The 22794-nt window shown below is 61.2% G+C and carries 24 protein-coding genes and 1 tRNA gene; 12 read left to right on the plus strand and 13 right to left on the minus strand.

Annotated features, from left to right (window positions below; all coding sequences use genetic code 11):
• Positions 1 to 26 precede the first annotated feature (26 nt).
• Complete coding sequence (locus ASF08_RS06600) at positions 27 to 296, minus strand: GlsB/YeaQ/YmgE family stress response membrane protein (protein ID WP_056143085.1); 270 nt, start codon at positions 294 to 296, stop codon at positions 27 to 29.
• Positions 297 to 964: 668 nt separating this feature from the next.
• Positions 965 to 1588: a GYF domain-containing protein gene (locus ASF08_RS23825; RefSeq protein ID WP_156629488.1), complete on the minus strand. Its 624-nt coding sequence runs from the start codon at positions 1586 to 1588 to the stop codon at positions 965 to 967.
• A gap of 255 nt (positions 1589 to 1843) precedes the next feature.
• Between ASF08_RS23825 and ASF08_RS06605 the strand changes: the two genes are divergently transcribed.
• Together ASF08_RS06605 and ASF08_RS06610 are read left to right on the plus strand one after the other, a co-directional pair.
• Positions 1844 to 2206 carry a RidA family protein gene (locus ASF08_RS06605; protein ID WP_056142920.1) on the plus strand — a complete coding sequence of 121 codons (363 nt, stop codon included), beginning with the start codon at positions 1844 to 1846 and terminating at the stop codon, positions 2204 to 2206.
• Between the two features lie 26 nt (positions 2207 to 2232).
• A complete protein-coding gene (locus ASF08_RS06610) occupies positions 2233 to 3375 on the plus strand; it encodes a polyamine ABC transporter substrate-binding protein (RefSeq protein WP_156629489.1) in 1143 nt (380 codons plus the stop codon).
• Between the two features lie 57 nt (positions 3376 to 3432).
• Here ASF08_RS06610 and ASF08_RS23830 read toward each other — a convergent pair whose 3' ends face one another.
• The 3 genes from ASF08_RS23830 to ASF08_RS06615 form a co-directional block, all read right to left on the minus strand.
• On the minus strand, positions 3433 to 4512 hold the full coding sequence (locus tag ASF08_RS23830; RefSeq protein ID WP_200931835.1) for a DNA cytosine methyltransferase: 1080 nt from the start codon (positions 4510 to 4512) through the stop codon (positions 3433 to 3435).
• Positions 4460 to 6286 (minus strand): ATP-dependent nuclease, encoded by a 1827-nt coding sequence (locus ASF08_RS23835; protein WP_082473107.1) that lies wholly within the window; start codon positions 6284 to 6286, stop codon positions 4460 to 4462. Before ASF08_RS23835 ends, ASF08_RS23830 begins: the two co-directional genes overlap by 53 nt.
• 886 nt (positions 6287 to 7172) lie before the next feature.
• Positions 7173 to 7574, minus strand: a complete 402-nt coding sequence (locus ASF08_RS06615; protein WP_056142924.1) for a DUF3597 domain-containing protein — start codon at positions 7572 to 7574, stop codon at positions 7173 to 7175.
• A 263-nt stretch (positions 7575 to 7837) separates the two neighbouring features.
• Between ASF08_RS06615 and ASF08_RS06620 the strand changes: the two genes are divergently transcribed.
• From ASF08_RS06620 to ASF08_RS06640, 5 genes are all read left to right on the plus strand, one after another.
• On the plus strand, positions 7838 to 8866 hold the full coding sequence (locus ASF08_RS06620) for an ABC transporter substrate-binding protein (RefSeq protein WP_018044135.1): 1029 nt from the start codon (positions 7838 to 7840) through the stop codon (positions 8864 to 8866).
• A 4-nt stretch (positions 8867 to 8870) separates the two neighbouring features.
• Positions 8871 to 9623: an ABC transporter permease gene (locus ASF08_RS06625; protein WP_056142927.1), complete on the plus strand. Its 753-nt coding sequence runs from the start codon at positions 8871 to 8873 to the stop codon at positions 9621 to 9623.
• On the plus strand, positions 9623 to 10378 hold the full coding sequence (locus ASF08_RS06630; protein ID WP_056143091.1) for an ABC transporter ATP-binding protein: 756 nt from the start codon (positions 9623 to 9625) through the stop codon (positions 10376 to 10378). The genes ASF08_RS06625 and ASF08_RS06630 overlap by 1 nt, the downstream gene beginning before the upstream one ends.
• A gap of 128 nt (positions 10379 to 10506) precedes the next feature.
• Positions 10507 to 10722: a hypothetical protein gene (locus ASF08_RS06635; RefSeq protein ID WP_056142928.1), complete on the plus strand. Its 216-nt coding sequence runs from the start codon at positions 10507 to 10509 to the stop codon at positions 10720 to 10722.
• Between the two features lie 3 nt (positions 10723 to 10725).
• Positions 10726 to 10941 carry an alkylphosphonate utilization protein gene (locus ASF08_RS06640; protein WP_056142930.1) on the plus strand — a complete coding sequence of 72 codons (216 nt, stop codon included), beginning with the start codon at positions 10726 to 10728 and terminating at the stop codon, positions 10939 to 10941.
• A 2-nt stretch (positions 10942 to 10943) separates the two neighbouring features.
• Here ASF08_RS06640 and ASF08_RS06645 read toward each other — a convergent pair whose 3' ends face one another.
• Entirely contained in the window at positions 10944 to 11201 is a 258-nt protein-coding gene (locus ASF08_RS06645) for a hypothetical protein (RefSeq protein WP_018044140.1), read from the minus strand.
• Between the two features lie 329 nt (positions 11202 to 11530).
• Here ASF08_RS06645 and ASF08_RS06650 point away from each other — a divergent pair, with 329 nt between their 5' ends.
• Positions 11531 to 13345 (plus strand): adenine deaminase, encoded by a 1815-nt coding sequence (locus tag ASF08_RS06650; protein WP_056142933.1) that lies wholly within the window; start codon positions 11531 to 11533, stop codon positions 13343 to 13345.
• Positions 13346 to 13551: 206 nt separating this feature from the next.
• A complete protein-coding gene (locus tag ASF08_RS06655; RefSeq protein ID WP_056142937.1) occupies positions 13552 to 13734 on the plus strand; it encodes a hypothetical protein in 183 nt (60 codons plus the stop codon).
• A gap of 305 nt (positions 13735 to 14039) precedes the next feature.
• On the opposite strand, the gene ASF08_RS06660 is transcribed toward ASF08_RS06655, so the two are convergent.
• The 4 genes from ASF08_RS06660 to ASF08_RS06675 all read right to left on the minus strand — a co-directional run bounded on the left by ASF08_RS06660 (position 14040) and on the right by ASF08_RS06675 (position 16110).
• Positions 14040 to 14294, minus strand: a complete 255-nt coding sequence (locus ASF08_RS06660) for a hypothetical protein (RefSeq protein ID WP_018044143.1) — start codon at positions 14292 to 14294, stop codon at positions 14040 to 14042.
• 437 nt (positions 14295 to 14731) lie between these two features.
• Positions 14732 to 14806, minus strand: a tRNA-Gly gene (locus ASF08_RS06665).
• Between the two features lie 129 nt (positions 14807 to 14935).
• Positions 14936 to 15415, minus strand: a complete 480-nt coding sequence (locus tag ASF08_RS06670; protein ID WP_187273317.1) for an NUDIX domain-containing protein — start codon at positions 15413 to 15415, stop codon at positions 14936 to 14938.
• Positions 15412 to 16110 carry a fumarylacetoacetate hydrolase family protein gene (locus ASF08_RS06675; protein ID WP_056142939.1) on the minus strand — a complete coding sequence of 233 codons (699 nt, stop codon included), beginning with the start codon at positions 16108 to 16110 and terminating at the stop codon, positions 15412 to 15414. The genes ASF08_RS06670 and ASF08_RS06675 overlap by 4 nt, the downstream gene beginning before the upstream one ends.
• A 168-nt stretch (positions 16111 to 16278) precedes the next feature.
• On the opposite strand from ASF08_RS06675, the gene ASF08_RS06680 reads away from it, so the two are divergent.
• The 3 genes from ASF08_RS06680 (at position 16279) to ASF08_RS06690 (ending at position 19690) form a co-directional block, all read left to right on the plus strand.
• Positions 16279 to 17724: an FAD-binding oxidoreductase gene (locus ASF08_RS06680; RefSeq protein ID WP_082473100.1), complete on the plus strand. Its 1446-nt coding sequence runs from the start codon at positions 16279 to 16281 to the stop codon at positions 17722 to 17724.
• A gap of 315 nt (positions 17725 to 18039) precedes the next feature.
• The gene (locus tag ASF08_RS06685) at positions 18040 to 18333 is read left to right on the plus strand and encodes a DUF2218 domain-containing protein (protein WP_026175995.1); all 294 of its coding nucleotides are present in this window, start codon (positions 18040 to 18042) and stop codon (positions 18331 to 18333) included.
• Between the two features lie 91 nt (positions 18334 to 18424).
• Entirely contained in the window at positions 18425 to 19690 is a 1266-nt protein-coding gene (locus ASF08_RS06690; protein WP_056142946.1) for an aminopeptidase, read from the plus strand.
• Positions 19691 to 19718: 28 nt separating this feature from the next.
• Here ASF08_RS06690 and ASF08_RS06695 read toward each other — a convergent pair whose 3' ends face one another.
• From ASF08_RS06695 to ASF08_RS06705, 3 genes are all read right to left on the minus strand, one after another.
• Positions 19719 to 20447 carry a DUF1223 domain-containing protein gene (locus ASF08_RS06695; protein WP_056142950.1) on the minus strand — a complete coding sequence of 243 codons (729 nt, stop codon included), beginning with the start codon at positions 20445 to 20447 and terminating at the stop codon, positions 19719 to 19721.
• Positions 20448 to 20487: 40 nt separating this feature from the next.
• Entirely contained in the window at positions 20488 to 21492 is a 1005-nt protein-coding gene (locus ASF08_RS06700; protein WP_056142953.1) for a lipid A biosynthesis lauroyl acyltransferase, read from the minus strand.
• Between the two features lie 97 nt (positions 21493 to 21589).
• Positions 21590 to 22615 (minus strand): zinc-binding dehydrogenase, encoded by a 1026-nt coding sequence (locus ASF08_RS06705; RefSeq protein ID WP_056142956.1) that lies wholly within the window; start codon positions 22613 to 22615, stop codon positions 21590 to 21592.
• Between the last annotated feature and the right edge of the window lie 179 nt (positions 22616 to 22794).

A 22794-nucleotide genomic window follows, 5' to 3' on the forward strand; every position in this document is an offset into this window, starting at 1 on the left:
GTCACACGACCCGCGCCCTTCGAGGCTCAGAGGGTGGTGGAGGTGCGGCTACGTTGGATGAAGCTCCAAATCGCAAGTACGAGACACGCTCCAACAATCGATGCAATCCAGCGCGCACCCTCATTCGCGCCATACCAACCAGCCTGCTGGCCAATAAAGGTCATGATGACTGCGCCGACGATTCCTAGAAGTGTGGTCATAATGAAGCCCGAGGGCTCATATTTATCGCCTGGCATAATAAATTTAGCGATTACGCCGGCGACGAAGCCAATCACGATTGTTCCGAGGATATCCAACATAGCGACCTCTCAGCTAAGCTCTGTGTGAGCGTTGAACGCGTGAGAGGGCAGGAGGTTGCCCGGTGCTTCATTGCCAGGGTGATCTACCATGAAGGCGGCACGAGTACGTACGGTAACGGTTGCCCGGACCGATGCCGGATCCCGTTTGCAAAACTTTTTAATGTATTAAAATGCGATATACGGGCACTATATGTATTTTAAGTCATTATTGCCAGAATGAGATCGAATGTTAAAAAGACCTCGATAAGCATCCACGAGAAGCGTCATTAGATGATCGGCGGTAGTGGATATCAGCGCCACGGAGATAGCAATATTCAATAGTGAAATTAGAATTATAATTGAGTAAAGTCTCTTATCATGATTTGTGGGCTTAGCAAGTTTCCATTGCCCTAGCGATATGAATATCGCCGCTGTGGGCGGTGCTAGTAGCAGTGGAAAAAATGCAAGCGTCCAAAGTGGCCACCGGTAGGGCTGGCGTTGTAAAAATCTAACAACAGCTACCGCCGACTTGAAGAGCTTTGGTCTACCCTGTCGAATGAGAACCTCGACAGCGATCACGCACCCACAATTCGTGCATATAGCGCGAGTGGGTGGAACAGGCTTTTGGCAGGCTGGACAGTTTGTCCAAGCCATCGAGTGCCGCTGATTCAGCAAGGCCAATCCCCTTAAATAGGACCGCCCATTGAGACCTGCCTCATGTAAGCAAGGTTCATCCGCTTTGCGGTTTGATATGCGTCGATCAAAGACCAAATTGATATTATCCAGCCAAGGAAGATTAACCAAAGAAATACGCATGCAAAAAACATCAGTATTCCCTTGCCGACTTGACCATTGTACATCTGCCCTGCGCCGCAGATGAGAATAGACAAAAGCAAGGCTACCCCCGGCGATTTTGCGCTGGCAACCTCAAGTCCTGCAAACAGGTTGGGTGTTTGAATTTGATTGGTGACTTGAACGACTGTTGAGCCAGCCGCCGCGCTGATAGGAGGCGGGCTTGGTTTTTGCTGTTCTCGCAAGAGGCTGGAAATCAAGGGGTCTTCTGCGGCATTGGTCCACTTCTCAGTGCCGATAAGAAGAACTTGGGAATTTGGTGTTACCCTTCCTTCGCTAATATATTCTTTGATCGTATGGCCAGTATAGGGACCGTAAGTCTGTCCGTTGATGTGAAGATGCCATTTATTGTCGAGCGGATGGGGCGGGGTATCCGGGTTTGACGCCGGACCCGAGGGATATGCTGTTACTTGACCATTCGATGGTTTGCTAAAATTGCTGTCATTATCGATGTTCATAATCAGCGGCTCTGATGTCAACGCGGAAGAATGCCTCAAGCGTGTAAGCTTGAATGTTGCCTCGGCTTCCCGTCAAGAGATGAATCCTTTGTCGGTCTCCCTCGGTGCATTACGAGTCCGGATGTTGCTGCTTGAGCACATGAGGTTGAGCGACCGATGCGCCATCTCTCAAAATCGCGTTGAGCCCATAGCTTGGCACCGGCCGTCGGGGCCGGTAGTCCTGCATGTAACGCATCGATAGAAGAGTATCCCCGCATGACCACGATCACCCGTTTCGAATCCGGCGCCCGCATGAGCCAGACGGTCACCTATGGCGACATGGTCTACCTCGCGGGTCAGGTGGCCGGCACGGTGGTGGGGGCCGGGGTCACCGCGCAGACGCAGGAGATCCTCGCCGAGATCGACCGGCTGCTCGCCCAGGCCGGCAGCGACAAGAGCCGCATCCTCTCGACCACCATTTATCTCGCCGACATCGCCACCTTCGCCGAGATGAACGCCGCCTGGGATGCCTGGGTCTCGAAGGACAACCCGCCCGCCCGCGCCACGGTGGAGGCCAAGCTCGCCGCACCCGAATACCTCGTGGAGATCGTCGTCGTCGCGGCCAAACGCACCGCCTGACGCCTGGACACGCGAGGAGCCAGCCGATGCGCCGGATCGTTTTCGTCATCCTTCTGATCGCGCTGGCGCTCAGCCTCGCCGGGTCGCTGTTCCTGGCCTTCGCCTTCCTCAATTCGGCGCAGGCTGAGGAGCAGAAGGGCCCCGAGCGCGTGGTCAACATCTACAACTGGTCGGACTATATCGACCCCAAGATGCTGGACGCCTTCACCAAGGAGACCGGCATCAAGGTCGTCTACGACACCTACGACAACAACGAGATCCTGGAGACGAAGCTGCTGGCCGGCCAGTCCGGCTACGATCTCGTGGTGCCCACCGGCCCGTTCCTGCAGCGGCTGATCAAGGCCGGCGTGTTCCGGCCCCTCGACAAGGCCAAGATCCCGAACCTGAAACACGCCTGGCCCGAGATCGCCCAGCGCCTCGCGGTCTACGACCCCGGCAACACCTACGCGGTCGATTACATGTGGGGCACTACCGGCATCGGCGTGAATCTCGGCCCCGTGCGCGAGCGCCTCGGCCCGAACCAGCCCCTCAACACCTGGACGCTGGTGCTCAACCCCTCGCTGATGGCCAAGCTGAAGGATTGCGGGGTGATGATGCTCGACAGCCCCGAGGACCTGATCCCGAGCATGCTGCCGGCCTACGGCCTCAAGCCCGACACCAAGCGCTGGGACGACATCTCCCAGGTCACCGACGCCCTGTTCAGAGTGCGCGGCGCGGTGCGAAAATTCCACTCGTCGGAATACATCAACGGGCTCGCCAACGGCGACCTCTGCCTCGCGGTCGGCTATTCCGGCGACGTGATGCAGGCCAAGAAACGCGCCGAGGAATCGAAGAACGGCGTCGAGATCGCCTATTTCATCCCGAAGGAAGGCGCGCTGATGTGGTTCGACGCCCTCGCCATCCCCAAGGACGCCCCCCACCCGGAGGAGGCCCACCGCTTCATCGACTACCTGATGCGCCCCGACGTCGCCGCCGCCAACACCAACTTCGTCGCCTACGCCAACGGCAACCTCGCCGCCAAACCCCTGGTGAAGCCGGAGATTCTTTCGAATGCCGGCATCTACCCGGACGACGCGACGATGCAGCGGCTGTTCACCAACCAGGCCTGGGATGACCGGACGCAGCGGTTCGTGACGCGGAATTGGACGCGGGTGCGGACGGGGCGGTGAAAGGAGTGGGCGGGAATGTAGTATATTGAAGCTAGCTATTAAATATTAAGCGAACACTCATTGTAGTGCATGCGAAATTATAGCTTCACCAATCTGTTTCGCCATCAAGGGAGGAACGGCGTTTCCAATTTGCCTTGCGCGCGATGCAAGAGATCCCGAAAATTTATACCAGTCGGGGAATGTCTGTAAGCTAGCAGCTTCGCGAACGCTAATTGCGCGATCCTGCGTTGGATGTCCAAAACGGCCGTTCGAATAGCTAATACAGCGAGTGGTTAGGCCGGCGGCAGGTTTTTTCCAAGACAAACGGCCATAAACATCGGAGTGCCCTTTATGAAATTTATGGCATTCCAATCGTAATGCTTCTGGCCAAGCCTCACGACCTCCGCCTTCTGGGGTATGTGCGATACGGTCCAGATTTAAGTCAGACAAACGCGCCGCTTGATGGTCAGGATCGTCGCTGTGCGTTTCCCCAGCCGCAATGCTTGGTAGCTCACCTATCCAATCCTCAACTGTCGAGGGGGATTTAAGGCCTAATCCATGACTTGCCGGAGGAAGAAAAACGCCAGCCTTTAGGCTGGCAATTAGGATAAAACGCTCGCGGGTTTGTGGAACTCCGTACCATAGCGCGGGAAGTACCCCCGATACGAAGCTGTAATTTAGACTGTTAAGTAGCGAAATGAAGCTTCTGAGAGGACCTTCATCGGGGGATACACGCTGCAATCCCGGGACATTCTCAACTAGGACATAGTCCGGCGTCCACCGTTGAACAAAACGTCCAAATTCGGACAACAGATTTCGCCTCGGATCATTAAAATCCAGATTGCGATTTTGCTTTGAAAACGGCTGGCAGGGAGCGCAGCCGCAGAATAAAATTGGTGCGCCGCCATGTGTTTTTAGGTCTAAAGCTTCTTCTGATAGACTCCGAATATCGGTCTCCAAGAAGGAGGCTCCTTTGATATTCATGCGATAGGTCGAAGCAGCATCTCGGTCACTATCTAGACCTGTAACGATCTCAAGTCCGGCCTGAGACAAGCCGCAACTTGTACCGCCGCAGCCGGAAAAAAAGTCGTATACTTTTATCATCTCAATTTTGCCGTTTGCTAGCTTCGACAAAGTCCGTGATTGAAGCCAAAACATCTATTATACCAGAATTCTCATCAGAGATACTCGCTAGCCGTCGAATTTGGGTTTGCAGAATATCAGTGCTATTTAATGGTTCGTATGGCGCAATTCCCATTTCTTTTCTCGTAAGTTCTACGAAACGCTCCTTTGGTGGGAAAGCATTTGCAACTGAATTCGATAAGTCATCTTTGGTCATATGCTCCCATATAAAGTCTTCAGGATTTGAGTCACCGGGTAAGTAACGCACGTGTTTTAGCGCCCAAGATACAAATTTTCTACGAGAGTTATTCTGTTGTGTTTCTACACGGCTTCTTTGTTCAGTGGTTCCAGTCATAATACTACCGTCGGTCTGGAACTGAATTTCTGCTCCTGCGACGATGCGAAGTATTCTCTTTAACTCTTGTGCCTCGATATTGCTAGGTACTGACGCTGGATCAATGAGGTTTTCTACCGGTCGTTTATCACCATCTAAAAATATCAAAATATCAAAACGATCTTCCAAAGCAAAAATCGGCATGTACTGGGTCCATAAAGTTTCTGCGCCGCCAGGGAAAAACTTTACATCAAATCTTTGTAGAAAAGCCTCTCCCCTTGTTCTCAAGCATTTCCTGATAAAATTCATTGCAAGCGCGTCTTCGACAATGATTGTTACTTTTTCTGGAATAGGCTCCCCCAGATAGAAAAAAGCTTCTTCAGGTGCCGAAGATTGCGTAGGTAAACGAATTTTGCCAAGAGCTGGATCAAACAAGAATGCTTTGATTGCATTATCTGGCAGCTTGCGAATTATAGCAGGTGAATGAGTGGATATAACAATCTGATGTTTTTTCGTCTTGCAGATATCGAATAAAAAGTCGACTAGACGTTCTTGAGCTCCTGGATGAAGTGATACTTCCGGTTCATCTAAAAGTATTAACGATTTTTCGGGAGAAGACGAGATTTCGATTACCAGACGTACAACAGCGAACTCTCCACTTCCTGCAAATGCTTCCGTATAATTTAAATCATCAGTTTTCAACACACAAGTACACGCTTCGATATTGAAGAAAGTATGTCTTACCCATATAATTTCTTTGTATTTTCTACCTAATATATGAGATATTACAGAAATGTCGCTTTTGGAAGCAACCTTATTCTGTCCGCCAATAATCCTATTGACGTAGTAAGTATAGCTTTTTGTTTTGGCTTCAATCGCCCGATTCAAATGCACAGATCTTTGGCGAATAAAATCCTTTCTCTCGCGCATTTCTTGCGGGGAGGCATTTTCAGTTCGGTAAAAATATTTATCAAACGCACTAAGAGATTGACGAAAATCTATATAAGTGACTTTCTTATCGATTCCATCCCACCGCGTTGTTCCAGAATTCCCCTTGGTTTTGGTGAAATCTTCCATTTTATATCTTTTTACTCGTCTTGACGGCTCCCAGTAGTCCGGGTCATCTTTCATAACCCTTGTTTTTAAAACCTCGACGATTTTTTGAGCGGATTTGTGCCTGTAGCCATAAATAAAGCAATGTTTATTGCGTGGCTCATCACTTATTGTATCAACATCAGTTGAAAACCAATAATTACCGAGGTTGCTATATTCTGGCGACCCCTGAAGTGCCCGCAGTATAGAGCTTTTATTGGTTCCGTTCGCTCCAACAAGGGCAGTTATCGGAAAATCAAAGTTTATCTCAGTAAACGGGACTAGGTTCTTATAAAAAGGGAAACGTATATGCCTTATATATGGTTCGTATAGTCCAGCTTCAAACGCTGATGCTATAGATTTAACATTATGGTTCTTTGGCATTTCATCAACTTATATTTTGAGCTAAGACTGCCTAACTGGTCATAAAACTCAACCGTCTGACCTCTACGATGTACTCTTGGTGTCCGCTTGTCTACCTGCGGTTGCTTTCTTCATTCGAAACTGGTCGTTGGCCACAGAATTTTTTTTCGAGAGATGTCGTTTATCGGTTCCCCCCACTCATGAGCAGTTCCCGGGTATGGAGATACCAGATGAAAATTTCTTGACAAAATTCCTATTCCATGCCTATATCCCCACACCTGCCGCCCAGTGAAGGGGGCCTGTCCGGTGACCGACCGGGTGGGCCGAAAGGGGCGGCGGGGCGGTGCCTGCGTCGGTGGTGTCGGTCACCATCGCCCCGGGCGGCGGCTCGCCAAGGCTGGAGGCTCGGATCGGGGCGAGGAACTGGGAGTTAAATGCCCCGGCATCGACCTCGGTCTGGGCTCCCATGACAAGGATTGCGACCCCTCCAATACGAGAGGGCGTGCGGGGCAAAGTCCGTTCGAACAGCCGGGATGGGATCGAACGACCACCACCAGAGCGCGACGCAACGCGAGGACCGCTGGAGACACCGCGACGAAAAAACAGGCCCCGGCGGGAATGCCGGAGCCTGACGGGACGCCGGGGGACCGGCAAACAATTCTAGCGCTCAATGGGTTTCGCGGCGTCCCGCGTCCCCCTTTTGGGGCTTCTTTTGGGCCATGCCCCCGGCGCTGTCGCGCGCGGGGGTGAAGGTGTGTGCGGCGCCCTCCTCCCCCTTGTGGGGAGGAGTTGGAGGTGGGGGTGGTTGGGCGACCCGCCACCGGCTTGGGAGATCGTCTCCCCGCGGAGGCTGGCGGAGCCACCCCCACCCTCGATCCCTCCCCACAGGGGGGAGGGAGGGGGCCGATCAATCCTTCAGGTCGGCCGGCACCTTGCCGCCGTTCTCCTCGAGCTTCTTGATGACCTGCTTGTGCAGCCAGACGTTCATCGTGGCCGAGTCTTCCTTGTCGCCGGTGTAGTGCAGCTCGTCGGCGAGCGACTTGCGGGCGCTGAGGCTCGAATCGATGTCGAGGAGCTTCATCAGGTCGACGATGGAGGTGCGCCAGTTCAACTGCTGCGAGTTCTTCGCGGCCATGCCGTTCAGCACGGCTTCCACGTCCACCGGCTCGCCGGGCTTGGCCGCTGCGGCGCCGCTCGTGTCGGTCGTGGCCGTGCCGGCCGGTGCGTCGGCGGGGGCGGCCTCCGCGCTGGTGCTTCCGCCACCGAACGGGTGCAGGATCTTGCTGACGATGCTGCCGAGAAAGCTCATGGCGTTGTGTCCTTGTCGTTGGCCGGCCGCGACGAAATGTGGCCGGTCTCCTGCTCTCAACGGAATCGGGCCGCGCCCGTTCCGGATCGGCGACAAGGGAATAAAGACCGTGCGGCGAAGCGTGAGCGTGGAACGCCCTCCCCGATTGCGAAGCCGGGGCCGTTCTTTCGCTCACGGGTGTTTGAAGAATGCGCGGCCTGTGGCATGGCCGGGCTCGAGGCTCCTTGCCGGGCCACCCTTCGCTCCGGAATCCGGATCTCCCGATGCGCTCTCCCCTCCCCGTCCTCGCGACGCTCCTGACGGCCTTCGTCGGGCTCGTCCTCGCCGCCCCCGCCCAGGCGCAGACCGCGCCGATTCCCATGCGGATCGGCGTCATCCCGGTCATCGGCGCCTCGCCGATCTTCGTGGCCAACGGCGAAGGCTGGCTCAAGGAGGCGGGCCTCAGCCCCACCTTCACCACCTTCGAATCCGGCCCGAACATGATCCAGGCGCTGGCATCCGGCACCATCGACGTCTACGTCGCCGGGGTCGCGCCGCTCGCCGTGGCGCGGACCAAGAACATCGACGTCCGCGTGGTCGCCTCCACGGCGGTGGAGGAGATGGTGTTCGTGGCCGGGCCCAAGCTCGCCCCGTTCTTCGCCAGCGGCGCCAGCAAGGCCGAGGCCTTTGCGCAGTTCAAAGCCAAGGAAGGCCGCCCCGCGCGGCTCGCCACCCAGCCCCTCGGCTCGGTGCCCAACACCACCCTGCAGCATTGGCTGTGGCAGGTGGCCAAGGCCGACAAGGCCAATGCCGAGGTGGTGTCCATGGGCATCGACGCCACGCAGCAGGCGATCCTCGCCGGCGCCGTGGACGGCGCCTCGATCCGCGAGCCGGCCCTCACCATCGTCCAGGGCCGCAACCCCGCGATCGCGCTGATCGCCAACGGGGCCGAGATGTTCCCCGACCAGCCGGGCACGGTGGTGGGCGTCTACGGCGCCTATGCCGACCGGAACCCCGGCGCCGTGGAATCCCTGGTGCGCTCCCTCATCCGCGCCGACACCCTGCTGAAATCCGATTCGGCCAAGGCCGCGCCCCACGTGCTCGCCGCCCTCGGCAAGGGCATCGTCGATCTCGCCACCATCCAGAAGGCCCTCACCTCCCCGGCGGCGAAATTCACCGTCGATCCGCGCGCCATCATCGTCGCCACCAAGGCGATGCAGGCCTATCAGGTCTCCATCGGCGCCCTGGAGAAGGACGTGCCCCTCGATGGGCTGTTCGACTCCCGCTACTACGAGAAGGCCATCGCGCGCTGATCGGATGACCGCCCTTCGCGCTCCCGCCCTCGCGGCTCTCGGACTCGTCGCCTTCCTCCTGTTCTGGGAGGCGATGCCTCGGCTCGGGCTGATCAACCCGGCCTTCCTGCCGCCGCCGAGCACGATCCCCGCCGCCTTCCTCAACGAGATCCGTCTCGGGGTCTGGGGCGAGGCGGTGTGGTCGAGCCTGAGCCACTACCTCGTCGGCCTTGCCGTCGGCGCCGGGGCCGGCATTGCGCTCGGCATCGTCGTGGGGATGTTCCGCGGCTTCGAGGCGCTCACCGCCTGGATCGTGCGCCTGCTGCGCCCCATCCCCGGCCTCGCCTGGGTGCCCTTCGCCATCATCTGGTTCGGGGTCCAGCCCTCGGCCGCCGTGTTCATCATCGCCATCGGCGTGTTCTGGATCGTGTTCTTTGCGACGCAGGGGGCGGTGCGGGGGGTGGACCGGGACCTCGTGGAGGTCGCCCAGGCCTTCGGTTTCCGCTCGCCCCTGGCGCGTCTCACCAAGATCCTGCTGCCGGCCGCCACGCCGGGCATCCTCGTCGGCCTGCGCACGGCGCTGGGCCAGGCCTGGATGGCGGTGGTCGCCGCCGAGATCTTCGGCGTGCCCGGCGTCGGCGCCCGCATGATGCAGGCCTCCAGCCTCCTCTCCACCGACATCGTGGTCGTCTACATGCTCACCATGGCCGGGCTCTACGGCCTGTTCGATACCGGCTTCGTCGCCCTCCAGGGCTGGCTCCTGCGGTGGCGCGCCTGATGGACCCGATCATCGACATCCGCGGCCTCAGCCTCGCCTACGAGCGCGACGGAATCCGCAACGTCATCCTGTCGGAGCTCGACCTCTCCATCGCGCGCGGGGAGTTCGTGGTCATCGTCGGCGAATCCGGTGTCGGCAAATCCACGGTCCTGCGGGTATTGATCGGCCTCGCCGAGCCCAGCGGCGGGACGGTCCGCCTCGCCACGCGCGAGGGCTGCCGCACGCCGATGGCGCTGGTGTTCCAGGACGCCCGCCTGCTGCCCTGGCGCCGGGTGATCGCCAACGTCGCCTTCGGTCTCGAGGGCAGCGGCCTGTCGAAGGCTCAGCGCCTGGCCAAGGCGCAGGAGATGCTCGCCCTCGTGGGTCTCGGCGACCTCGGCCAGCGCTGGCCGCACCAGCTCTCGGGCGGCCAGCGCCAGCGCGTCGCCATCGCGCGCGCGCTGGCCGTCGATCCGGACGTGCTCCTCATGGACGAACCCTTCTCGGCGCTGGACAGCTTCACCCGCGAGGGCCTGCAGGACGAGCTGCAGCGCATCCAGGCGACGACGGGCAAGACCATCCTGTTCGTCACCCACGATATCGACGAGGCCGTGACCCTCGCCGACCGCGTGGTGGTGCTCGCGGGCAGTCCCGGACGGGTCGCCGCCGACATGACGATCGACGTTCCCCGCCCGCGCCTGCGCCGGGATACGGCCCTCACCGACGCGGCCCGACAGCTCCGGGCGGAGCTGTCGGGGCGGTCGGCGGAATTGTGACCCTCTACGCAGGCGAGGCGTCGGCGAGGCGTTCTCTGGGGGGACGCGCCATTGCATCCCGCCGATAAAGACTGCATCGCTCCCCACCCGAGACCGCCTGGACGGTCGATCGGCAGAGAGACCCCACCATGACGCCCGACGAGATTTCAGACCTCAACCGCGCCCGCGCCAGCCTCTCGCGGCAGCGCAGCGCGCTCGCCAAGCGGATCGGCTCGAGCGAGCTCGCCGCCGCTTCCGCGGCGGAGGATTTCATGCGCATCCTGCTGGCGATCGAGGCGGTCGACCGGGCGCTGACCAATGCCGGTCAGCCGTACATGCCGCCGATCTCCAACGCGGACGCCTGAGCCATGGCCGACACAAAGGATGCCAATGGCACGAAGCTGGCGGATGGAGATTCCGTCACCCTGGTCAAAGACCTCAAGGTGAAAGGAACCTCGACCACCTTGAAGCGGGGAACGCTGATCAAAAACATCCGCATCACGGACGATCCCGACGAGATCGAGTGCAACGCCGAGAAGGTGAAGGGGCTCGTCCTGAAGACCCAGTTCCTCAAGAAGGCCTGAGATCAGTCGCCGGAGACGGCACTCGGCGCGCGGATCGGCGAGCGGCTGAGGCTGCGGATGGCACGGGAGGGGCGGCCGGACTTCTCGGCGATGGCGCGGTCCTGCTCCTCGATGAGGTGCCGGGCCGGCTCGTCCCCGTCGAGGCCTCCGAGGATCTCCATGGGAACCCGCCGGTTCGAAGCGCGGGACTCGTCCTCGTAGAGGACATCGAACAGGACGGAGCCACGCTCCTGCGGTTTCGACTTGGTACGCTTGGCCATGACGGATGCTCGGACGATGAAAACCGGGAGGGTGCCCGGTCGACGGCTCTCAAGGCAGATGTCTGGCGATCGACCCCGTGGTCCCGCCGACACCCTGCCTTCTTCGCCGTCGCCGATCGATCGGAAGGGTCGCGACCGGGCTCAGGCGCTACATGGTCCCGTCCCGACGTTAAGGCAACCCGTATCCCCTCCGGCATGGTGCGGCGCAAGGCAGCCTCCCGCATGGGCCGACCTAATGGACCGACCTGTGGCATGATGCGTGCGGATCGCCCGCTGTGACCCGCCCCGTCGGGCAGGGGGGCCGGGCGAGGCGAGGAGCCGATTGCACGATGACCGATCCGACACCGCTGACACGCTTCTCCGTCGCTCCCTTGAGCCGGATGACCCGCCAGCTCGCCAGTGTCGCAGGCGGACGGGCCGAGCCGGATCTGGTCATCACCGGCGCGCGCATCTTGTCCACCTATTCCGAGCGGATGCGGCCCGACAGCGAAGTCTGGATCACGGGCGGGCGCATCGCCGCCGTGAAGCCGACGGGAGCCTACAGGGGCGGAGCGCCACGCTATGAGGCCGGCGGCGGCATTCTGGCTCCCGGCCTGGTCGATCCCCATCTGCACATCGAGAGCAGCATGGTGACGGCTTGTGCCTATGCCGAGGCTGCGCTCCTCAATGGCACAACGACGATCGTCTGCGACAGCCACGAGATCGGCAACGTCCTCGACACGGACGGGATCGCCTGGATGCTGGAGGATGCCCGCGCGGCGCCGCTCAATATCTACCTGACGGTTCCGAGCACGGTTCCGGCCACCTCGCCGGAACTCGAGACCGCCGGCGGCGACCTCACGGCGGAGAAGATTGGCGCCCTGTTCGATGCGTGGCCGGAGGCGATCGGCCTCGGCGAGAAGATGGATTTCGTCGCCGTGGCCGAGGGCGACGAGCGGGCTCATGCCATCATCGCGGCTGCACTGCAGCGTGGGCGACCGGTCTCCGGTCACATCTACGGACGCGGCTTTGTCGGCGCCTATGCCGCCAGCGGCGTCACCGACACCCACGAGGCCATCGACCGGGACATTGCCGACGACTTGCTGGAAGCGGGATTGTGGATCTACCTGCGCGGAGGCCCGCCGACCACGCCCTGGCACAGCCTGCCCAAGGCCATCGGCACGATCATCGAACTGGGGGCCTCGGCCAAGCGGGTCTGCGTCTGTACCGACGACCGGGACGCCCAGGATCTCCTCGCCTACGGTCTCGACTGGGTGGTGCGAGAGGCCATCCGCATGGGTATTCCCCGCGAACAGGCGTGGTCGATGGGCTCGCTGCATCCGGCGACCCGGTATGGGCTCGATAGCGAGATCGGTGGCTTCGGTGGCGGTCGCCGGGCCGATCTCGTACTCCTCGACGACGATTTCATTCCGCAGACCACTTGGTACGGTGGCCGTTGCGTGGTCGAGAATCGCACGATCACGCCTCTCCTCGATGCGGCGCTCTCGCGTCCCTACCGATACCCTGCACCGGCCTATGCGACGATGCATCTGCCACTGCCCCTACCAGGCCTGGTCCCGGTGCTCCCCAAAGGCCGCTGTGTTGTCAACGCCATCCGCACCACGCTTCCCGGAATCGAACTGACCCATGAGCGGTACGACGTGACGCCTGCTTCGGATTGGCCGACGACCTTGCGGGACAACGATCTGTGCTTCGTCACCGTCATCGAGCGCCATGGCGGAGCCGGCAACGTCGCACACGGATTGCTGCGTGCCTTCGGGCTGAAGCATGGCGCGGTCGCGAGCAGTGTCGGCCACGACTCGCACAACGTGATCGTCGCGGGGCTGAACGCGGAGGATATGCGCGTCGCCATTGATGCGTTGTCGGCGATCCAAGGGGGCGTCTGCGTCGTCGAGGATGGCCAGGTGACCGCCATGGTTCCGCTGCCAGTGGCGGGACTTCTCTCGGACAAGCGCGTCGGTATCGTCGCCGAGGAAGTCCGACTGCTGAAGAAGGCCTGGGAGCGGGCCGGGTGCACGATTCCCTATATGGGGTTCAACCTGATCCCCCTCTCGGTCATTCCGGAAATTCGGATCACCGACAAGGGCATCGTATTGGTCCCAGCCATGGAGATTGTGCCGCTATTCGAACCCGTAGAGGCCTAAAACTCCTATTGGGAACCGATGCACTTCAAAGATCGTTGAGGAATCAGGTCTCAACAGCCTTTCCCATGTCGGCTTTTGCAAGCCGTAGTGTTATCGAACCGGTCAGCCGAATTGTCCGTTGAGGCGATTGGCTGGCCGTTTTGCGTTATCTTCTAGGGGCTATCGCTCCAATAGCGGGAGAGAACGCCTTTTTATGGAGTGAGTTGATGCGGAATCTTCTGACGCTCGTCGTCCTCGGCTTCGTCGGCTTCGTCCTCGTGGCGATGTTCGTCGCACCAACCCAGCCGGATCTGAAAACTTGGTACCTGAAGAATGCCTGCGAGCATCTCGATAAGGTTTCGGCGAAAATCTGCGATCCCATGCGTCAGACCGGCGGGCAAGCGCTTTAACGAGAGCTCTGTCTGCAGGCTTTTAAGCAGCCGTGATGAACCCGCTTGGCGTCCGGTATCAAGGGTAAATCCCATGAGTTGGGGGCATCTCATCACTAGATAGACCCTGCCAAGTATCAATATGATCCAACAAGGCCGGGGCGGAAACGCCGGTTCTGAGATCACCCGGATACGGGTCTGTATTCCCGCTCGATCCCGTACGAATGCTGAGCAGCAGAGACCCGCGTAACGAAACAGCTCGGCGCCAAATGATGGCGCCGAGCTGTTTCGTTAAATTCATTCAAATCATGACAATGGCCTAACGCTCAATAACCGTAGCGCCAAGCACGGCGGCGGGCGTCCCAACGACGCTCGCGACGGATTTCCTGCCGGATGGCTTTGCGACGCAAATAGCGGGCGCTGTGACCATAGCCATAGCCGTAGCCATACTGCACATGTTCCACGGCGCCCGACGGAGCGATATCCACCTTGCCGAGCGATATGGGGGCAGCCTGGGATGCTGAGGCGAAGCCGGCGCAGGCTACGAATGCCGTGAGGGCGGCAATCCGGAATGATTTCATCGCGTCGTATTCCTTCGGTCTGGAGTCAGTGGTTCAGGGCCGGGACGGGCATAGAAGGTAAAAATCGTTAACGAAACACAAACCTGCCCGTATGACCCTCAAACCAGATAGAGAGTCGCCGACGCGCGAAACACTCTGGGGCAATGGGCCTCGTTCACGATTCGGAGAGCCTCATTCACCGTAATCCGGCGGTTCAAGGCGAGTTCTTCGAGGGTCATCCACGTTGATGTCATACGTTTTTTCCCTTGCTGTCGTTCACTCAACATGCAGAGGGCCGCATTGGTTCATCGACAGGTCCGGAAGGTCGCCACCGGATGAAGCGATGTGCGGGAAGCCGACGCATCATAACCGTCTGCCAGGAGATGCGTTACAAGGCGAAAACGACGAAGGCCGCCCGAAGGCGGCCTGTCGCAGTACTATAAGTCGGTTGGATGAATTGGAGCGGGCGAAGGGATTCGAACCCTCGACCCCAACCTTGGCAAGGTTGTGCTCTACCCCTGAGCTACACCCGCTCACTATGCCGTGCCGCTGAAGGAGAAGACCCGCCGGCGGCCCCGGACCGCGTCTCTAAACAACATTATGGCGGGCGTGGCAAGGGCTGTTTTGTGGTTCTTTTGCCGGCGGGCAACTTTCTCGCTTCCTCACCACGCGGCCGCCGGGGATCGCCCATGGGCGATCTCGCCGAGGCGCTCGCGCGTGGCCCGCGTGGTCCCTTCGGGCAGGGCGTCGAGCGCGAAGAAGTCGCATTGTGCGATCTCCCGGTCGGGAAGCTTTGGTCCGAGGAGCGTGAAGGCTGGGACGACGTAGACGACGATGTGGTCGCGGCCCGTGGCAGCGGTGCTGCGGAAAAATCCGTGCAGGCGCATCGTGTCCGCTTCCTCCACCACGATCTCGGCCTCCTCCCGTAACTCCCTGACCATGGCGTCGACGGCGTTCTCGCCGATTTCGACGCCACCGCCGGGCAAGTGCCATCCCGCCACATAGGTATGGCGCACGAGGCAGACGCGGCCCCGCGCGTCGAGGGCGACGCCACGCACGCCGAGGGTCATCCCCCGGGACGCGAGGGCGCCGAACTGGAACAGCCACTGGAAGAGCGGTCGGTCGAGGAGGGTTCTGATCATACGACGATGAGGCGGATGGCGCCGAAGCCTTCGATGGCCGCCTCCATTGCCTGTCCGCGCTCGACCGCGCCGACGCCCGAAGGCGTGCCCGTGAAGATCAGGTCGCCGGGATGGAGCTCGAAATAGGTGGACAAGAGCGCGATCTGGTCGGCAATGGACCAGATCATCTCCGATAGGTCGCCGGCTTGACGGGGAATGTCGTCCACTGAGAGCACGATGGCGCCGCGCATCGGATGCCCGCGACCTTCTACCCGGTGGAGCGGTCCGATGGGGGCCGAGGCATCGGCTGACTTGGCGAGGTCCCACGGGCGGGCAAGGCGCTTTGCTTCGTCCTGAACATCGCGGCGGGTCATGTCGAGGCCGACGGCGTAGCCGTAGACGTGATCCAGCGCCTCAGTCGCGGGAATGTCCCGCCCGCCGCGTCCGAGAGCGGCCACGAGTTCCACCTCGAAATGGTAATTAGCGGTACGCGGCGGATAGGGATGATCCACCGCCTCCGAGCCCGGGACGATCTGAAGCGCGTCCGCCGGCTTCATGAAAAAGAACGGCGGCTCGCGCTCAGGATCCTTTCCCATTTCGCGGGCATGAGCGGCGTAGTTGCGCCCCACACAATAGACGCGGCGCACGGGGAAGAAGTCTTCGCTGCCGACGATAGGCAGGGCAATGCGGGGTGGGTTCGGGATCACGGACAGCATCGGTCTGGCGCCTCCTGATGGGTTTGCTCGGATCGGTTGCGGGGCAGCCCTGCGCCCTGCAAAGAGGGGTCACTATCATTATCATAGGAGGAGAGCCGCCCGCCGCCATCGTGCCGGTCCTGCCCTGACCCCTCGTGTTGCCCCTTCATCTCCTGCCCCGAGCTTTCCGTGAGCGCTTCCGCCGAATTCCTTTCTCGTCTCGCCGGTCGGTTGGGGGAGGAGCATGTCCTCACGGCGCCCGCTGACATCGCACCTCATCTCGTGGAATGGCGCGGCCTCTTCCGGGGGAGCGCAATCGCCGTCGTCCGTCCGGCCGATACCGGCGAGGTCGCCTTCGTCGTCGCGGCCTGCGCCGAAGCTGGAATCGCAATCGTTGCCCAGGGCGGCAATACCGGACTGGTGGGGGGCGGCGTGCCACAGGGCGGGATCGTCCTGTCCCTGTGTCGTCTCTCCCGCATTCGCGCCATCGACCGCCTGAGCGCCAGCATTACCGTCGAAGCCGGCGCCCTGCTCGCCGAGGTTCAGGCGGCGGCCGACGTGGAGGAAATGCTGTTTCCCCTTTCACTGCCTTCGGAAGGGTCGTGCACGATCGGCGGGAACCTCGCCACTAATGCCGGCGGGACCGGAGTCCTCGCCTACGGCAACACGCGCGATCTCGTGCTCGGCCTCGAAGTGGTGCTGGCTGATGGCCGAGTCTGGAACGGTCTGAGCGCACTGCGTAAGGACAATGCGGGCTACGACCTGAAACACCTGTTCGTCGGATCGGAAGGGACGCTGGGAATCATCACCGCGGCGGTGCTGAAGCTCTATCCCAAGCCCTCGTCGCGGGCGGTGGGTTTCGCTGGCTTGTCGTCCCCACACGCGGCTCTGACCCTTTTCGACAAGTTGAAGCGGACGGTCGGACGCGATCTCACGGCATTCGAGTTCATTCCGCGCTTCGGCCTCGACATCGTGCTGAAACATAGGCCTGGATTTCTGCGCCCCCTCACCGGCGACCATGCTGCCTACGCGCTCGTCGAGATGTCCACGACGCGCGCCGGGCCGGAGGCTTTGGGCGGCCTCGAGAAGGCCCTCGCCGCTTCGATTGAGGATGGTCTCGTTGAAGATGCAGTCATCGGATTGAGCGAGACGCAGAACGCGAACTTATGGGCGCTTCGCGAAAACCTGTCCGACGTTCAGTCACTCGAAGGCGGTTCGATCAAGCACGACGTCTCGGTACCGCTCTCGCGTCTGGCCGACTTCCTGGATACGGCGATTGCAGCCTGCGAAGCCGAAATGCCGGGCCTGCGCGTCTGCGCGTTCGGGCATTTCGGCGACGGTAACATCCACTTCAACCTCAGCCAGCCTCTCGGCATGGAGAAGGCCGCTTTCCTCAAGCATTGGGCTCGCTTCAATAGGATCGTTCACGACATTGTGCATGATATGGGCGGGTCCATCGCCGCCGAGCATGGCATCGGCCTGATCAAGCGCGACGAACTGGGCCTTTACGGCGATCCAGTGGGCCTGGACCTGATGCGTCGGTTCAAGCTCGCCCTCGATCCGCACGATCTCCTAAACCCTGGGAAGATCGTAGCAATGTCGGCAAATCCACCTCCGGCGCTTCCTCCCGAATAGGATTCGGGGCCATGACCTTGCCTTTCGGGAGCGAACCGAACGCTCATCCGCGTTTTGCACAAGCCCATTGTGCGGCGCACAAGAAAGGATCACAATCCGTCTCGCGACGCGCCATAAATCGGGTTCGAATTCCGATCTAAAGCGTTGTCGCGGTGAGAGTGCTGCTTGAGTGCGCTGCAGCGTCTTATGGGGGCGTTAACGATCTAGTCCCCTTCATGAGAGGCGGATCGCACCCTCAATGACGGCCTGCCCAGCCTGGCGACAACCATTTGCCGGCTGTGCTCTTGAATTACAGGGACCGAAGGAGACCAGACGATGCCGACCTCGCAGGCGAGAGTTCCTACTGCCGAGGCAAGCCGCTACCTGAAGCAGCTTTGCCGCCATTGGAGTCATAAGTTCCCCGTGGAGGCCACGGATGCGGCCGGTACGGTGCCGTTCGGCGAGGATCGCATTTGCACGTTCCAGGCAGAAGCCGATGCCCTGCTGATGCGTGTGGCGACCCCCGACCCGGCCGGTCTGACCCGTCTCGAAAACGTGGTGGCCGACCACCTCATGCGTTTTGCCTTCCGCGAGAATCTCGGCGAAATCACCTGGTCGCGCGCGGCCTGACCGCCCCGCGCTTGAAACCCCGCCACGAATTCCGATCTTGCTGAGCGTCGTCCCCGCAGCCTATGCGGGGTGGGGCTGAGGAGACAGGGTGATGACGACGAGCACTGGGGCTGACACGATCGCCCTCCCCTTCGACGAGCGGATCGGCCGCCTCGCCGAGGTGGCGGTCCGAATTGGGCTCGGGCTGAAGCATAGCCAGGAATTGGTGATGACCGCGCCGCTCGAAGCCGCGCCCCTCGCCCGCGCGATTACCACCGAAGCCTACAAGGCCGGCGCGTCCCTGGTGACAACCTTTTATTCCGACGATGCCGCAACCCTGGCTCGTTTCGCTCACGCGCCTGACGACGCGTTCGATACTGCGGCGGGCTGGCTTTACGGCGGTATGGCCGAAGCCTTCCGCAACGGGGCCGCGAGGCTGGCGATCGCCGGAGATGATCCATCCTTGCTGGCCGGCCAGGATTCGCAGAAGGTCGCCCGCGCCAATCGCTCGCGCTCGAAGGCCTATGTGCCGGCCCTTGAGCTTATCGCCAACTTCGCCACCAACTGGACGATCGTCTCGGCGGCGACCCGCCCGTGGGCGCGGACCGTCTTCCCGGATTGCCCGGAGGACGAGGCGCTGGCACGCCTGTGGGACGCGATTTTCGCCGCGTCCCGGGTCGACGGAGACGATCCGGTGGGCCAGTGGAAGGCGCATAACGATGCTCTCCACGCCCGCACTAAAATCCTCAATCAGCATCGCTTTGCGGCTGTGCGGTTTCAAGGGCCGGATACCGACCTCACCGTCGGTCTCGCTGACGATCACGAATGGTGCGGCGGTGCATCCGTCTCGCGCAGCGGCATCCTGTGCAATGCCAATATTCCCACCGAGGAGGTGTTCACCACGCCGCACAAGTTGCGGGTGGACGGCTATGTGGCAAGCACCAAGCCCCTGTCTTACCAGGGCACGTTGATCGACGGTATCCGGGTTCGGTTTGAAGAGGGGCGTATCGTCGAGGCAACGGCTCGCACGGGAAGCGACGTCCTCGCGCGGGTGCTCGACACGGACGAGGGTTCCCGCCGTCTCGGCGAGGTCGCCCTGGTGCCGGCCTCGTCCGCCATTTCGGCGTCCGGACTGCTGTTCTACAACACCCTGTACGACGAGAACGCCGCAAGCCACATTGCTCTGGGGCAGGCGTACAGCAAATGTTTCCTCAATGGTGGAGAAGGCTTCAGTGAGGACGACCTCGCGGCACGTGGCGCAAACCGTAGCCTGATCCATATCGACTGGATGATCGGCTCTGCCGACATTGATGTCGACGGACTTACTGCCGAAGGGCGCGCGGTACCGGTGATGCGCGCGGGGGAATGGATCGGCTGAGGCACAGAAGGCGGGAAGTGGCCGTGGCTCAGAAGCCGGGACCCTTCGTGGCACCGAGAATCCGAGCGGGATGGGCCAGCGTCCCGCTCTGGAGTACGACCACGTAACCGTCGGCATTGCCCGAGCGAACGAGGGTGCGCGGGAGTTCGAAATGCGTGGCTTGGCCCGTCCAGGCTCCGACCCTGTGCATCCCGCGCACCACGTTGACGTAATCCACCACCTGCCCCTTGTTCTCGCCGTGCGCGACGGCTGTCCGGTGCCTGCGCAGGATTGGCAGCAGCCAGACCTCGCCGGTGCCGCGTCCGGCGCCGATATCGATGGCGATACGGTCCCCCTGGTCCGTTGCCTTCACCGATACGATGAGGCCGCTCGATTGCCGTGCCGCACGAAGGCTGCGGTCCAGGAATGCCCGGTCCGACCGGACCGGGGACGGCTCGCCGTTGACGATGGCCTGGGGCGTAAAGAGCTGGCGCTCACCGTGGCTGAGAGCATAGGCGCGCTGGCGCTCGGTGAACGCCGGAATCGCGAACTCGTCCTTCCAGCCGAGATAGTCCCAGTAGGTGACCGGCAGTGTCAGGGCGATGACGTCGGGCTGCTGAGCGTACTCTCCCATCATCCGGGAGGCCTGCTGGCAGGCGCCGCAACCTTGGCTGGTGAAGAGTTCGATCACCGCGCGGGGCGGCTCGGCGCGAGCCGGACCCACCATGTGCGTCAGGACAATGGTCAGCGCAAGGAGGCTTGGCGCGGAGCGGCGCATGCGTGAAGCGGATCGGCCCATATACCTATGTGACAGCGCCTCAGCCTGGAACGGAAGACACGTTGTCTCGATGGGCCGTGGATGAGTCCGACTGTATCGGCGGGGCAACCTTGGGTTTTGGCAGCATGTTCGGGCGCCAGCGCCTGTGCATCCAGAGCCACTGGCCGGGATTGTCTCGGACCCATTGCTCCACCACGCGGGTCATCGCCTGCATCGCGCCCTGGACGTCGATCTCGCCTTTGGCATCACGGGGCAGATCGAGGGGGGGGGTGAGTTCAAGATGAAAGCGGGCATTGTCCTTGCGCACCACGCGGACACCGTGAACGGGGCATTCGTAATGCTTGGCGAGCTTGGCGAGCAAAGGGTTCACCAGAACGGGTCGGCCGAAGAACTCCACCACCACACCGCGGGTGAAATGCTGATCGATGAGCTGGCCGAGATGGCCGCCGCGTTCCACGACGCCCTGCATCGAAAATACGGCGCCTTGCCCCGCTGCCGCCAACCCGCCCATGGTCTCGCGGCGCACCTCGGCGACGAGGCGGGCTGAGGCGATGTCGTTGGGGGGGCGAAAGATCGCCGTAGCCTCAAGCCCGTAGCGAGCGGCGCAGATCGCTGGCAATTCCCAATTTGCGAGGTGGGCAGCGAAGATGAGCCCCGGCTTGCCGTCGTCGCGCAAGGCCTCGAAATGTTCGGCGCCGGCAACGGTCATCCGCTGACTCGCCGGATCGTTGGGGTCGATATCGAACAGGGTGGCGAGATGCGCGTATTCTGCCCCCGTCCGGCCGAGATTGTCCCAAGCCTGGGCCGCGAGCGCCCTGATCGCGGCCTCATCCTTCTCGGGGTAAGCAGCACGCAGATTCGCCAATGCGATACGGTTCGCCGGCAGGAACTGCCCCACCCTTCGCGCAATCGCCCCGCCGGTCCGGCTCGCCCGCTCGGTCCCCAGCATCCGCGCTAACCAGAACAGGCAGCGGACGAGCGGAATCATGGCAATCCCCGCCATCCGGGGCAGATGGCGGTTCAGGACGAGGGCAAGACGCAGCACGAGACTATCCGGAAGTGGCTATCATGCTCGTGTAGAACATTTTTTGGAGAAGTGGCAGCCTGAGGTGAATGCGAGTCATGCTTGCCCCAACGATAGGTCAGTCGATCGCCACCAGGATCTTACCGAACACCTTACGCGATTCCAGGCGTTCCAGCCCCTGTGAAAAGTCCCCGAGGGGGAGGACCGTGTCCACCACCGGCGTGATCCCGTCCGCCATCTTCGCCAGGGACTGGCGGATGTTGGCCATGGAGCACCCGAAGGAGCCGGTGATGCGGTACTGCTGCTGGAACAACTGCATCAGGTTCATAGTGGTGGAGACGCCGGAGGTGGAGCCGCAGGTGACGAGGCGGCCGCCTCGCTTGAGGCAAAGGAGCGAGCCGTTCCAAGTGTCAGGACCGACATGCTCGAACACCACATCGACGCCCTTTCGCTTAGTCAGGCGGCGAACCTCACCCTCGAAGCGTTCGTTCCGATAATTGATCACGTGATCGGCGCCGAGGGCTTTTGCCATCTCGCCTTTCCTGTCGTCACCTACCGTCGTGAACACGGTGCAGCCGATAGCCTTGGCCATCTTGATCGCGGCGGTGCCGATGCCCGAGCCACCGGCATGGACGAGGATGCTCTCGCCGGGTTCGAGCTTGGCATTGTCGAACAGCATGTGCTGAACGGTGCCGAAGGCGATCGGCGCACAGGCTGCATCGGTGAAGCTTACCCCATCGGGCACCTTTACCACGAGACGGGCCTGCATGGTGACGCGCTCGCGCGCGAACCCGTCGATATGGAAGCCCATGACGCCGGAGACGTCCTCACACAGGTTGTCGCGACCTTCCCGGCAGGCCTTGCAGCGGCCGCAGGTCTGCGCGCCGTACATCACCACGCGGTCGCCCTCGCGGAGATCCGTCACGCCCTCGCCGACGCAGACGATCTCGCCCGAGGCTTCGGCCCCCACCGTCAGAGGCATCTTGCGCTTGGCGAAGGCCATGCCGCGAAAGCCCCAGACATCGATGAAGTTCAAGCCCACGGCGCGCACGCGGATCTGAATCTCGCCCGGGCCGGGAGCGGCAGGCGGATCGACCTCGCCGAGGCGAAGGTCACGGTCACCGAAGAGTTGGAGGGCTTGCATCGGTCTCGTCTCTCGTCAGGCGCTTCGGACCCCGAGCCTCCTTCGCACCACCTCGTCCTGCGGCGCCCGCATCAGCAGGCCTCGAAGGGGGGCTCCAGGGCTCATGTGCCATCTGGAGCCCTCCTTGGAGGCCTCCGCAATAACTCCGCACCTCGGGGAAGAGGGATTGGAATGGATAG

The sequence above is a fragment of the Methylobacterium sp. Leaf85 genome, from assembly GCF_001422125.1.
In the GTDB taxonomy this organism is placed as follows: domain Bacteria; phylum Pseudomonadota; class Alphaproteobacteria; order Rhizobiales; family Beijerinckiaceae; genus Methylobacterium; species Methylobacterium bullatum.